General features: G+C 73.6%; 8 protein-coding genes and 1 pseudogene. 4 read left to right on the forward strand and 5 right to left on the reverse strand.

Annotated elements, in window-relative coordinates; translation table 11 throughout:
• Positions 1-71: 71 nt before the first annotated feature.
• Positions 72-1,592, reverse strand: a pseudogene (gene glpK / locus E4U92_RS23170) (glycerol kinase GlpK).
• Positions 1,593-1,943: 351 nt separating this feature from the next.
• A complete protein-coding gene (locus tag E4U92_RS23175; RefSeq protein WP_137302351.1) occupies positions 1,944-3,611 on the reverse strand; it encodes a GGDEF domain-containing protein in 1,668 nt (555 codons plus the stop codon).
• 204 nt (positions 3,612-3,815) lie between these two features.
• On the opposite strand from E4U92_RS23175, the gene E4U92_RS23180 reads away from it, so the two are divergent.
• Entirely contained in the window at positions 3,816-4,613 is a 798-nt protein-coding gene (locus E4U92_RS23180; RefSeq protein WP_229862724.1) for a M15 family metallopeptidase, read from the forward strand.
• A gap of 38 nt (positions 4,614-4,651) precedes the next feature.
• Complete coding sequence (locus tag E4U92_RS23185) at positions 4,652-5,188, forward strand: NUDIX domain-containing protein (RefSeq protein WP_137302353.1); 537 nt, start codon at positions 4,652-4,654, stop codon at positions 5,186-5,188.
• On the opposite strand, the gene E4U92_RS23190 is transcribed toward E4U92_RS23185, so the two are convergent.
• The gene (locus E4U92_RS23190; RefSeq protein ID WP_137302354.1) at positions 5,179-7,575 is read right to left on the reverse strand and encodes a glycoside hydrolase family 31 protein; all 2,397 of its coding nucleotides are present in this window, start codon (positions 7,573-7,575) and stop codon (positions 5,179-5,181) included. The two genes, E4U92_RS23185 and E4U92_RS23190, sit on opposite strands and share 10 nt — an antisense overlap.
• Positions 7,576-7,788: 213 nt before the next feature.
• On the opposite strand from E4U92_RS23190, the gene E4U92_RS23195 reads away from it, so the two are divergent.
• A complete protein-coding gene (locus E4U92_RS23195; RefSeq protein WP_137302355.1) occupies positions 7,789-9,756 on the forward strand; it encodes an acetoacetate--CoA ligase in 1,968 nt (655 codons plus the stop codon).
• A 138-nt stretch (positions 9,757-9,894) separates the two neighbouring features.
• On the forward strand, positions 9,895-10,788 hold the full coding sequence (locus E4U92_RS23200; protein ID WP_137302356.1) for a hypothetical protein: 894 nt from the start codon (positions 9,895-9,897) through the stop codon (positions 10,786-10,788).
• 87 nt (positions 10,789-10,875) lie between these two features.
• Here the strand turns inward: E4U92_RS23200 and ptsP are convergent, their stop codons facing one another.
• Positions 10,876-12,546, reverse strand: a complete 1,671-nt coding sequence (gene ptsP / locus E4U92_RS23205; RefSeq protein WP_137302357.1) for a phosphoenolpyruvate--protein phosphotransferase — start codon at positions 12,544-12,546, stop codon at positions 10,876-10,878.
• Positions 12,547-12,662: 116 nt separating this feature from the next.
• Positions 12,663-13,112 (reverse strand): PTS sugar transporter subunit IIA, encoded by a 450-nt coding sequence (locus E4U92_RS23210; RefSeq protein WP_137302358.1) that lies wholly within the window; start codon positions 13,110-13,112, stop codon positions 12,663-12,665.
• Positions 13,113-13,478 lie beyond the last annotated feature (366 nt).

Below are 13,478 nucleotides of genomic sequence, written 5' to 3' on the forward strand. Positions count from 1 at the left end.
CCGACAGGGGTACGGGCCGCGGCTCACCGGGCGACCCGCACGCGTGCGTGCGCGAGGTCGCGCACCTCGCCTCAGGTGTCGCCGTCCTCGTTCCAGCCGAAGCTCCTCTCCACGGCCCGGCACCAGCGGCGGTACTCCCGGTCCCGCACCGACGCCTCCATCGCCGGAGTCCACCGGGCGTCCTGCTGCCAGTGCGCCGTCAGCTCGTCGAGGTCGCTCCACACGCCCGTGGCCAGACCGGCCGCGTACGCCGCGCCCAGACAGGCCGTCTCGGAGATCCTGGGCCGGACCACGGGCACACCGAGCACGTCCGCCTGGTGCTGCATCAGCAGGGCGTTGCGGGTCATGCCGCCGTCCACCTTCAGCGTGGTGATCGGCACCCCGGAGTCCAGGTACATGGCGTCCACGACCTCACGCGTCTGCCAGCTGGTGGCCTCCAGCACCGCGCGCGCGAGGTGCGCCTTCGTGACATGGCGGGTGAGACCGGTGACGACCCCGCGCGCGTCGGAGCGCCCGTACGGCACGGACAGTCCCGAGAACGCGGGGACGACGTACGCGCCGCCGTTGTCGTCGACGCTCGCCGCCAGCGTCTCGATCTCGTCGGCCTCCGGATGACGCCGAGCCGGTCGCGGAACCACTGCACCAGCGCGCCCGTTGTCGCGATCGACCCCTCCAGGCAGTAGACGGGCGCCTCGCCGCCGATCCGGTAGCCCGGCGTCGTCAGCAGACCGCTCTTCGACGGCACCGGCCGGCCGCCGGTGTTGAACAGCACGGAACTCCCCGCGCCGTACGTGCTCTGGGCCGTGCCCACGCCGTAGCAGACCTGCCCGAACAGGGCGGCGTGCCGGTCGCCCAGCGCCGAGGCGACCGGGACGCCGCCGAGCACGCCCACCGCCGTCCCGTACACCTCGGCGGAGGACCGGATCTCCGGCAGGACCGCCTCGGGCACGTTCATCGCGGACAGCAGGGAGGGGTCCCACCGGAGGGTCTCCAGGTTCATCAGCAGGGTGCGGCCGGCGTTGGTCACGTCGATGACGTGGCGGCCGCCGTCCGTGCCCCCGGTGAGGTTCCACACCAGCCAGGAGTCGAGGGTGCCGAAGGCGATCTCCCCCCGCTCGGCGCGCGCCCGCAGGCCCCGGGACCCGGTCGAGCAGCCAGGCGGCCTTGGGGCCGGAGAAGCAGCTCGCCAGGGGCAGTCCCGTCTGCGCGCGGAAGCGGTCCGGCCCCTGCGGACCGCCGAGTTCGGCGCACAGCGCGGCGGTCCGGGTGTCCTGCCGGACGACCGCGTTGTGCACGGGCTTCCCGGTGACCCGGTCCCACAGCACGGTCGTGCCGCGCTGGTTGGTGACGCCGAGCGCGCTGATCTGCTCGGCCCGCAGACCGGCCCTGGCGATGGCCCCGGCGACCACGGCCTGCACCTTGGCCCAGATCTCGGCGGCGTCGTGCTCCACCCAGCCGGGCTTGGGGAGGATCTGGCGGTGCTCGCGCCGGTCGCCCGCGACGATGGCGCCGTCGCGGGTGAAGACGATGCAGCGGCTGGAGGTGGTGCCCTGGTCGATCACTGCGACGTACTGGTCGACGTGGTCCGTCATGGCTACCCCCTTGTGCCGGGTGCAGAAGGGTGCCGCGCAGGGGGTCCCCGCCCGGCCTCCGTGACGAGCGTGCCTCGTGGCCGGATCGCCCGTGGGGGAGGGGGCCGTGGACCGCACGGCACACGTGACGCATGCCGGGATCCGCCGAGAATGTACGGCGATGTCGGCCGACACCCGGAAGTGTTCACCGGCGGCCAGGGGGCGTCAAGGAGCCCGGCAGCAACGGTTGTTGCGTCCCGCCGGGCCGCACTCGAAGGCCGAAAGCGGCCTGCCGCGGTCGGCCCGTCGGCTCCCGGCCGATCGGTCGTCGCCCTGACGATCCGACCCTCCCGGCCGGCGCGGAGCCGTGCGTCAGCCCGGCCCCGGCTCCGCCCCCACCGGCGCCGTCCCGGCCGCCCGCACCGGCAGGGAACCGCGCCGGATCTCGTGCCCGGGCACTCCCGCGCGGCCGAGCACCCAACTCGCCCCGCGGAGGGTTTTGGCGGCCTTCTTCAGCGGCGCCAGACGGGCCGCGGCCTCCTGGTGGCCGGCCACGCTGCCCGGCGGGCAGACCACGGTGGCCAGCGACAGGGTCACCGGGCGGCCGCCCGCCGACCACGGCGCGTCCAGCACCGCGGCGGCCACCGGGTCGAGCCCCTCGGGATCCGCGAGGACCAGGAAGTCGTCCCCGCCGATGTGCCCCACGCGCGCGGTGCCGAACCGGTCGGCCGCCGCCGCGAGGTGGAGGGTGCGCCCCACCGACCGGATCAGCTCGTCACCGGCCGCGAATCCGGCCGTGTCGTTGACCTGTTTGAAGTGGTCGACATCCAGCCAGCTCAGCGCGAACGCCCGCCCGTCCGCGATCCTCCGGTCCACCTCGCCGGTGACCGCGTCCGAACCGGGCAGCCGCGTCAGCGGATTGAGCCGCGCCGCCTCCTCCACCCGGGTCTCCGCCAGCGCCCGCACCAGGTCCGCGAGCCGTACGACGCCCACGCACCGGCCGTGGCGGTCGACGACGGCCACGTCGTCGGAGGTGCGGTCGCGGTCACCGACCGCCACCACGTCGAGCACCTCCCAGGCGGTGGCGTCGACGCCGACCGTGCGCGGCGGATCGCCCAGCTTGACCGCCGGCCGGTCGGCGTACAGGGCGTGCCCGTAGCGGCCCGACATGGACAGCAGGAACCGCGACCGGTGCACCGACCGCACCGGCACCCCCGTCCGGTCCACGAGCAGCACACCGGACACGTCCGGCGAGCCGGTCAGCAGCGCCCGCACCTGTCCGGCGGAGGCGGTCACGGGCAGGAGCGCGGCGGGCCGGACGAACTCCCGTACCGACGGCCCCGAGCGGGGTGCCGCCGTCGCACCGGGGAAGCGCGGCGGCACGTACACGTCCGCGGCCGGCAGCCGCGCCGGCGGGGCGAACAGCTCGCCCTGGGCCAGTTGCGCGCCCGCCGACACCGCGACCGCGCACTGGCGCTCGGTCTCCACGCCCTCCACGGCCAGCAGCGCGCCCAGTTCGTCGCACAGCGTCCGCATCGCCCGCACCGCCGCCGGCCGCCGCAGCAGCGACCGGTCGAGCTTGACCAGGTCCGGCGCCATGTCCACGAGCAGCCGCAGGGGCACGTCACCGTCCCCGGCGCCGTCCGCGCTGAGCCGGAACCCCTGCTCGCGGAGCCCGCCCAGCGCCTCCAGCAGCGCCTGCTGCGGGACGTGCGTGAACGGCGGTACGACGTCCAGCGTCACCTCCCACGGCAGCCGCCCCGAGGCGCGCACGGCGTCGTGCAGCGGGGTGAGCCCGCCGAGGTCGGCCAGCGTGCCCGCGAACACGTTGACGTGCAGCGGCAGCAGGGTCTCCTTGCGGGCGGCCGCCCGTACCGCCAGCACGGCGAGCGCGCCGTCGAGTTCGGGATTGCGGCGGGCCTCGGCGAGGACGTCCCCGCTCTCCGGGCGGGCGAGTATCTCCAGACCGGCCACGGCGCCGGTGGTCAGGTTGACCACCGGTTGGAAAGCGAAGCGGAGAGTGTCCGTCCAGGAGCGCACGGGAGCATGATGGCGCCGCCGGGAGGCGCCCAGGGCCAGTTCATGAGACGTTCACGCAGCATTCCCGGCCGATCACACAGCGTGTGACAGTCCGTCGTGGGGGACATGACAGAAACCATGGAAGGAAAAGTGACCGGAACCCCCAGAACGCGGCCCACCGGCTCCCCACGGCCCACCAGCCGGCAGCGGAGGACCACCCGCCCGATCCGCGCCGTGCTCACCGCGCTGACCGCCCTGCTGAGCGTCGTCGCCGCCCCCGCGACCGCCCGGGCCCACCAGGAACCGAAGGCGCCCGCGGACTTCGTGTCCCTCAGGGCCGTCGACCCGACGATCCTCCAGGACATGCGCTACTTCACCGTCCACAACTTCGTCGGCGAGCGCATCGACGGCTACCGCCGGCCCCTGTGCCTCCTCACCCGGCCCGCCGCCGAAGCGCTCCACCAGGCCCAACGGCGCCTGCTGCGCCAGGGCTACACCCTCAAGGTCTACGACTGCTACCGGCCGCAGCGCGCCGTCGACCACTTCGTGCGCTGGGCCGAGGACCTCGACGACCAGGCGATGAAGCGGGAGTTCTACCCGGACGTCGACAAGACCCGGCTGTTCACCGACGGCTACATCGCCGAGAAGTCCGGCCACAGCCGCGGCTCCACCCTGGACCTCACCGTCGTCGAGCTGCCCGCGAGGCCGACCCGGCCCTACCACCCCGGCCAACCGCTCGTGCCGTGCTACGCGCCCCAGGACGAGCGGTTCCCGGACAACTCCGTGGACATGGGCACCGGGTTCGACTGCTTCGACACCCGCTCCCACACCCTCGACCCCCGCATCCAGGGTGAGCAGCGCGCCCACCGCCTGCTGCTCAAGAGCACCCTGGAGAGCCTCGGCTTCGTGAACCTCGCCGAGGAATGGTGGCACTACACCTTCAAGCCGGAGCCCTACCCGGACACCTACTTCGACTTCCCCGTCTCCACCGCGTCCCTCACCTGCGCACACCGAGCCGGGTGAAGAAGACGCCCTCCCCGGGATCGGATACAGTCCGCCGCGTGTCCGAAACTCAGCACACCACTTCGAACTCCGCACAGAACTCGCATTGTTCGAGCTGCGGAGCACCCTACGGGGAGGGCGTCACCGGCTGGCCCCGCACCTGCTCCGCCTGCGGCACCGTCGCCTACCGCAACCCGCTGCCGGTCGCGGTGGCGCTCCAGCCCGTGTACGACACCCAGGGCACCGCCCTGGTGGTCATCACCCGCACCGTCGACCCCGCGCGCGGGGGCACCGCCCTGCCCGGCGGGTACATCGACGACCGGGAGGACTGGCGGCAGGCCGTCGTCCGCGAACTGAAGGAGGAGACCGGCATCGACGCCGCGAGCCGTGACGTACGGCTCGTCGACGCGATGAGCTCCCCGGACGGACACCTGCTGCTGTTCGGGCTGCTGCCCGAGCGCCCCGCCGACCGGCTGCCGGCCCCGGCCCCGACCGACGAGACCGAGGGCTGGCACCTGCTGCGCCGACCGGAGGACCTCGCCTTCCCCCTGCACACGCACGCGGTACGGGCGTTCTTCGAGGGCCGTTACATCTGAGCCCGGCCGGGGGGCAGCGACACCCCCTGGGCGAGCCCCCGTATGCGCACGGGGTGGGACGGCTCCCGCACGCCGTCCTCACCCTCCCGCTCGACGACGACCTCACGGCCCTCCCACCGGGCGACGTACCGCTCCGTCTCCGGCTCGCCCCAGCCGTCGCCCGCGTCCCGCACCACCAGGCCCCCGCCCGCCCGTCCCCGGGCGGGCGCCCACACCTCCAGCTCCGGACCGCCGTCCTCCCCGCGGACGGGCAGCACGGCACCCGCGCGTGCCAGCACCGGGATCCGGGACAGCGGCGCGTCCACCAGCACCTGCCCCGGCCCCTCGTACGCCCGCTGCGTCACGGTGTCGTACCAGACCCCGCGCGGCAGGCGCACCGCACGCCGGTCGGTACCGGGATCGAGCACCGGCGCCACCAGCAGGGCGTCGCCCAGCAGGAAGGCGTCCCCGCAGTCACGTAGACCCCGGTCCTCGGGCGACCCCCACCACAGCGGACGCACATACGGCGCCCCGGTGCGCCGCGCCAGGTGCGCCAGCGTCACGAAGTACGGCAGCAGCCGCCGCCGCTCCAGCAGCGCCGCACGCGCGTGCGCGAGCACCTCGTCGCCGAACTCCCACGGCTCCCCGCGCCCCGCGCGCGGGTCCGCGTGCGTACGGAACAGCGGCAGATAGGCACCGAGCTGGAACCAGCGCAGGAACAGCTCCGGCGACGGGCTCCCGTCGGACCCGCCGACGTCAGGACCCGAGTAGGGCACCCCGCACAGCCCCAGGCCCATCACCAGGGCCAGGGAGGCCCGCAGCCCCGGCCAGCCGGAGGCCACGCCCCCCGACCAGGTGCCGCCGTAGCGCTGCAGGCCGGCCCACCCGGACCGCGAGAACACGAAGGGCCGCTGCTCCGGAACCAGCTCGCGCACCCCCTCGTACGCGGCCCGCGCCATGCACAGCCCGTACACGTTGTGCGCCTCACGATGGTCACCGCCCCGCCCGTCCAGCGCGTGGCGGGCCGAGCGCGGCAGCGTCGGCTCGCCGAACGCCGTGGACGACGTCGGCTCGTCCAGGTCGTGCCAGAAACCCGCGAAGCCCTGCGCGAGGCGCTCGGCGTACAGCCCGCCCCACCACGCGCGCACCCGCGCGTGCGTGAAGTCGGGATACACCGACTCGCCCGGCCCCACCACACCCTCCACCAGCCGCCCGGTGGCGTCCCGCACGAACGCGTCCTCGGCGAGCCCGCTGTCGTACACCGCGTTGCCGGGCGCCGCCCCGACCGCCGGGTCCACCACCGACACCAGGTGGATCCCGTCCCGCCGCAGTTCGTCCGCCAGCACCGGCAGCTTCGGGAAGCGGTCCCGGTCGACGGTGAACACCTGGTGCTCGTCGAAGTGGTCGACGTCGAGGTGGACGGCGTCCAGCGGCAGCCCGCGCTCCTGGTACCCGGTGACGGTCCGCCGCACCTCCTGCTCGCTGCCGAACCCCCGGCGTGCGTGGTGGTGTCCCAGCGCCCACGCCGGCGGCACCGCCGGCGCCCCCGTCAGCGAAGCCCACACCAGCAGCACGCGCGCGGGAGTGCCCACCACGACCCAGGAGCGCAACGGACCACCCGCCATGCGCAGCTCGCTGCCCCCGGGCCGGTCGTGCCCGGACCCGGCCCCCTCCTCGCCCTCGCGCAGCACGACCGTCCCGTCCCAGGAGTTGTCGTGGAACACCAGGTGCGTGCCCGCGTCGGCCACCACCAACTGCACCGGCATGGTCAGGTGCAGCGGATCGTCACCCGGCCCGAACGGACGCCCGGGATCGGTGTTCCACAGCCGGTACGTCCCACCCCGCAGCCGCGGCCCCGAGGCCCGCCCGCCCAGCCCGAAGAACCGCGCGTCCGCCGCCACCTCGGACCGCTGCATCCAGCGCCCCGGACCACCGGCCGACGGCTCCCACCAGCGCGGCGGCAGGTCACGCCGCAACCGCACCCCGCCCGGCGTACACACGTCGACCGCGCCGTGACGTGAGACGGTGACCGTCACCCGCTCGGCCACCACCCGCCATCCGCCGTCCGTGTCGGGCTCCAGCACCGCCCGCGGATCGGGCTCGGGACAGCGGCCGGCCAGCGCGTACGACGGCTCCGGAGCGGCCCCGTCCCAGCCCAGGAACACCGCGCCGTTCACCGTGACCAGCACCCGCAGCCGCGAGCGGCCGAAGTGCACGACACCGCCGCCGGGGCCCGGCTCGGCCTCCCGCACGGCCCCGGGCACCCGCGCGCGCTCGGCGCCCCGCGGCGGCAGCCCCGAAGCGTCCGCACGCCGCCTGCGCCACGCGGCCCGCACGGTCCGCACCCCCTGGACCGCGCCCGCGGAACCGACCGACATCACCGCACGCACCAGGCCACGACCGTCCATGCTGCTCACCCTGCCATTCGCCGCCCCACGCGCGGGCGGCGTTCAACTTCCGTTCACCCGTGCCAGGGCCACATCTCGATGACACGGACTATGTGGGGCGCGCCCTGGTGCAGAAGTCGATCACATGGCATCGTCCCTGTCAGCCGCGTCACGCGCACACCCCTGCACGTGCGCGGGTGACGCACACGACGCGCACAGCCCGGGAGCCGCCCCATGTCGACCGAGAACCCCCAGCCGCTCTGGCAGCCCGATCCGCAGCGCATCGCCCGCGCGCAGGTGACCAGGTTTCAGGCCTGGGCCGCGCAGCGGTACGGAGCCCCCGCGGAAGGCGGCTACCCCGCCCTGCACCGCTGGTCCGTCGACGAACTGGAGACGTTCTGGACGGCCGTCACGGACTGGTTCGACGTCCGGTTCTCGTCGCCCCCCACGCGCGTGCTCGGCGACCGCTCCATGCCCGGCGCCGAGTGGTTCCCCGGCGCCGGCCTCAACTACGCCGAGCACGCCCTGCGCGCCGCCGACACCCGCGCGGACGAACCGGCCCTGCTGCACGTCGACGAGTCCCACGAACCCCGCCCGGTGAGCTGGGCCGAGCTGCGCCGCCAGGTCGGCTCCCTCGCCGCCGAGCTGCGCGCCCTCGGCGTACGCCCCGGAGACCGCGTCAGCGGCTACCTGCCCAACGTCCCGCAGGCCGTCGTCGCGCTCCTGGCCACCGCGGCCGTGGGCGGCGTCTGGACCTCCTGCGCGCCCGACTTCGGCGCACGCAGCGTCCTGGACCGCTTCCAGCAGGTCGAACCCGTCGTGCTGTTCACCGTCGACGGCTACCGCTACGGTGGCAAGGAGCACGACCGCCGCGAGGTCGTCGCCGAGCTGCGCCGCGAGCTGCCCACCCTGCGCGCCGTGGTGCACATCCCCCTGCTCGGCACCGACGCCCCCGAGGGCGCCCTGGACTGGTCGGCCCTGACCGCGGGCGACGCCGAACCCGTCTACGAGCAGGTCCCCTTCGCGCATCCCCTGTGGGTGCTCTACTCCTCGGGCACCACAGGACTGCCCAAGGCCATCGTCCAGTCCCAGGGCGGCATCCTCGTCGAGCACCTCAAGCAACTCGGCCTGCACTGCGACCTCGGCCCCGAGGACCGCTTCTTCTGGTACACCTCCACCGGCTGGATGATGTGGAACTTCCTCGTCTCGGGCCTCCTCACGGGCACCACGATCGTCCTGTACGACGGCAGCCCCGGCTACCCCGACACCGGCGCCCAGTGGCGCGTCGCCGAACGCACCGGCGCCACCCTGTACGGCACCTCCGCCGCCTACGTCATGGCCTGCCGCAAGGCCGGCGTGCACCCCGCGCGCGACCACGACCTCTCCGCCGTGCAGTGCGTGGCCACCACCGGCTCCCCCCTGCCCCCCGACGGCTTCCGCTGGCTGCACGACGAAGTCCGCGACGACCTGTGGATCGCCTCCGTCAGCGGCGGCACGGACGTGTGCTCCTGCTTCGCCGGGGCCGTGCCCACCCTGCCCGTCCACACCGGTGAGCTCCAGGCGCCCGGCCTGGGCACCGACCTGCAGTCCTGGGACCCCGACGGCAACCCCGTCGTCGACGAGGTCGGCGAACTCGTCGTCACCAACCCGATGCCGTCGATGCCGGTCCACTTCTGGAACGACCCCGACGGCGCCCGCTACCACGACAGCTACTTCGCCACCTACCCCGGCGTCTGGCGCCACGGCGACTGGATCACCATCACCTCACGCGGCTCCGTCGTGATCCACGGCCGCTCCGACTCCACGCTCAACCGCCAGGGCGTACGCATGGGCTCCGCCGACATCTACGAGGTGGTCGAACGCCTGCCGGAGATCAAGGAATCCCTGGTCATCGGCATCGAACAGCCCGACGGCGGCTACTGGATGCCGCTCTTCGTCCACCTCGCCCCCGGCGCCGCCCTCGACGAGGCGCTGCTCGACCGCATCAAGCGGACCATCCGCGAGCAACTGTCCCCGCGCCACGTCCCCGACGAGGTCATCGAGGTCCCCGGCGTCCCGCACACGCTCACCGGAAAGCGCATCGAGGTCCCGGTCAAGCGCCTCCTGCAGGGCACCCCGCTGGACAAGGCCGTCAACCCCGGCTCCGTCGACAACCTGGAACTGCTGCACTTCTACGAGGACCTCGCCCGCAAGCGCTCCTGACGCCCCCCCGCACGGCACGCACGGTCACCATGGTCCGCCGCTGACCATGGTGACCTGCAGTGTTCCCTGCGGACCGCCGCGTTGTCAGTGCCTCCGGTTACCGTGAGTGAGCATTGACGACTGCGCTCAGGGGGAGACATGGCGTACAGCGACGACCACAGCATGCGGCGCTCTCTGCGTCGAGAGATCGCCGGCACCATCGGCCTGCTCACGGACGAGCACGACTTCCGCGCCATGCGGCGCTACCGCAGCTTCACCTTCCACGACCACGCCGTCTACCTGCGGCAGGTCGAGTCACTGCTGAAGGCCCGGGCCCGCCAGGGCAACCACACCACCGTCGCCCTCTTCGACCCCGTGGAGTACGCCGACTTCTGCGCCGAACGCGGCCTCGACCCGGACCTGCCCGCCACCCGCTCCCGCTTCACCGCCGAACTCGCCACCACCGGCCCCGCCCTGCCCTACGAGGGCCAGCCACTGGCCGACCTGGTCCCCGCCCTCGTCGACGAAGCCGTCCGCCAGGCCACCTGGGAGTACGCCTCCACCCTGCTCGCCCGCCTGGGCTCCTGCGCCCTGTGCGGCGAGGACATCGGCCACGCCGCCTTCACCCGGGCCTCCGCCCTCCTCCTGCGGATCCTCGACGCCGCGCCACCGGGAGACCGCCACCTCGTGTGCAGCGTCACCGGCACCCCCGAGGCGCTGGTGGCCGTCCTCAGCGCCGACCGGGCAGCCGACGGCACCACCCGCCTCGACGAGGCCGAAGCCCTGGAGTTCACCACCGTCCTCGCCCTCGGCCTCGCCACCCGGAGCCCCGGCGGCCTCGTCATGCGCACCAGCGCCCCCGACACCCCCGACCGCGTCTGCGGCTGGCGCATCCGCGCCGGAGCCCTCGAACCGCTCACCGCAGCAGAGGTCTTCGACGCCTACTGCACCGACGCCCAGTCCGGCGACCCCGTCCCACCCGAGTCAGACGTCGACTACTGCGTGCCGCCCGACCTCGGAGAGGAGGGGTCGGCACCGGGCCACCGGCACTGACCCACCATCGCCCCGGACACACGGAAGGGGCGCCCCACCCCGCGAAAGGGGGGACGCCCCGGACCCTTCACCGCTGGCACGGTCCCGCTACTCGCCGGACAGCACCGCCTGCGCGGCGGCGCGCGCCTCCTCGGCGCTGTCCGTCGCCCGCGCGGCCACGGCGGCCCGCTCGCACTGGGCGAGCGTGTACTTCGCCAGCGTCGCCCGCACGTACGGGATCGACGCCGCACCCATGGACAGGGAGGTGACCCCCAGACCGGTCAGCACACACGCGAGAAGCGGGTCGGACGCCGCCTCACCGCACACACCGCAGCTCTTGCCCTCGGCCCTGGCCGCCTCCGCGGACAGCGCCACCAGGTCCAGCAGGGCCGGCTGCCACGGATCCTGCAGACGGGAGACCGCACCCACCTGACGGTCCGCCGCGAAGGTGTACTGCGCGAGGTCGTTCGTGCCCAGCGACAGGAACTCCACCTCCCGCAGGATCGACCGCGCCCGCAGCGCCGCCGACGGGATCTCCACCATCGCGCCGAACTTCGCCCGCAGCCCCGCGTCCCGACACGCGTCCGCGAACGCCTTCGCGTCGGCACGGTCCGCCACCATCGGGGCCATCACCTCGAGGTGGACGGGCAGCCCCTCCGCGGCCTTCGCCAGCGCGGTGAGCTGGGTGCGCAGGACCTCCGGGTGGTCCAGGAGCGTCCGCAGACCCCGCACGCCCAGCGCCGGGTTGGGCTCGTCGCCCGGGGTGAGGAAGTCCAGCGGCTTGTCCGCGCCCGCGTCCAGCACCCGCACGACGACGCGCCCCTCCGGGAACGCCTCGAGCACCTGCCGGTAGGCCTGGACCTGCTTCTCCTCCGACGGCGCGTTCTTGCTGTCGTCCAGGAACAGGAACTCCGTACGGAACAGACCGACACCCTCCGCGCCCGCCTCCACGGCGGCGGGGACGTCGGCCGGACCACCGACGTTGGCCAGCAGCGGCACCTTGTGCCCGTCCGCCGTGACACCCGGCCCCGTCGAGGCGGCCAGCGCGGCCCTGCGCTCTGCGGCCGCGGTCTCCAGCTGGGCCTTCTTCTCCTCGCTCGGGTTCACGAAGATCTCACCGCTGCTGCCGTCGACCGCGATCAGCGTGCCCTCGGCCAGCTCACCGGCACCCGGCAGCGCGACCACGGCGGGCACCCCGAGCGCCCGCGCCAGGATCGCGCTGTGGCTGGTCGGCCCGCCCTCCTCGGTGACGAAGCCCAGTACCAGGGTCGGGTCCAGCAGCGCCGTGTCGGCCGGCGCCAGGTCGCGCGCCACCAGCACGTACGGCTCGTCGCTGTCCGGCACGCCCGGCATCGGCACGCCCAGCAGCCGGGCGACGATGCGGTTGCGCACGTCGTCCAGGTCGGCCACCCGGCCGGCCAGGTACTCGCCGGCCCCGGCGAGCAGCTCCCGGTACGCGGCGAACGCGTCGTACACCGCGCGCTCGGCCGTGCTGCCGACCGCGATCCGGCGCTCGACGTCCGCCATCAGCTCGGGGTCCTGCGCCATCATGGCCTGCGCCTCGAGCACCGCCTGCGCCTCGCCACCCGCCAGGTTGCCGCGCGCGGTCAGATCGGCGGCCACGGCGTCCACGGCCTGGCGGGCGCGGCCCTGCTCACGCTCCGCGTCCTGAGCCGGTATCTGCTTCGCCGGCGGCTCGAGGACCGCCGTTCCCATGTGCCGAACCTCGCCGATGGCCACACCGTGGCTCACGCCGACGCCTCGCAGCGTTGTCTCCATCTCACCCGTCTCCGATAGTGCGGCGGGTCCCGCCGCCGCTGTGGTGGTCCTACCTGCCGTCATGGCGACGGCGACGGCATCACTGCCGGAAAAGCGTCACTGCAGGGGGAAGCGCGTCACTGCCAGGAGAAGAGGGTGTCCCCGGCCTTCACGTCGCCGCTCTCGCGCAGCTCGCCGAGGGAGTCGGCCGTGGCCTCCAGCGCGACGACGGGACACACCGCGGACTTGCCGGCGGCCTCCACGGCGGCGGGGTTCCAGCGCACGACGGCCTGGCCGCGGGTCACGGTGTCGCCCTTGTTCACGAGGAGCTCGAAGCCCTCACCATTGAGCTGCACGGTGTCGATGCCGAGGTGGGTGAGCACACCGTGCCCCTCACCGTCGACCACGACGAAGGCGTGGGGGTGCAGGGAGACGATGACTCCGTCCACGGGAGAGACGGCCTCGGAAGGCTCACGGACCGGGTCGATGGCGGTACCCGGGCCGACCATGGCCCCGGAGAAGACCGGATCCGGCACGGCAGCCAGTCCGATGGCGCGTCCGGTGAGCGGGGACGTCACGGTGGTCATGGGAAGCCTCCCAGAGGAGTGGAGTTGTACATGGGCCGTCACAGCCGGTCCCGGACGGCGCACTGTGCAGCAGGGTATGTCATAGGAAGTACCGGTTCCGCACGAGAACAGCCGATCCGCGACGTGAGCCGTGGTCTAGACCACTAGTCTAATGGATTTGCATGCCGTCCGCGGCCCCCTGTACAGTCGTACTCCTGCTTGGCGATGAGCTACGCGGTTCCGCGTGCCGATCAAGCAGCACCCAACTTGTCAGATCCTATCTAGGGTCGCCTTCCGCATGTCTGCGGGACGGTGGTCAGAGAGACGGAAAAACGCTGATAGAGTTGGGAACACCGAAGGGAAGTGCCCGGAGGAAAGCCGCGAGAG

Source organism: Streptomyces galbus, from assembly GCF_005280195.1.
GTDB classification, from domain to species: domain Bacteria; phylum Actinomycetota; class Actinomycetes; order Streptomycetales; family Streptomycetaceae; genus Streptomyces; species Streptomyces galbus.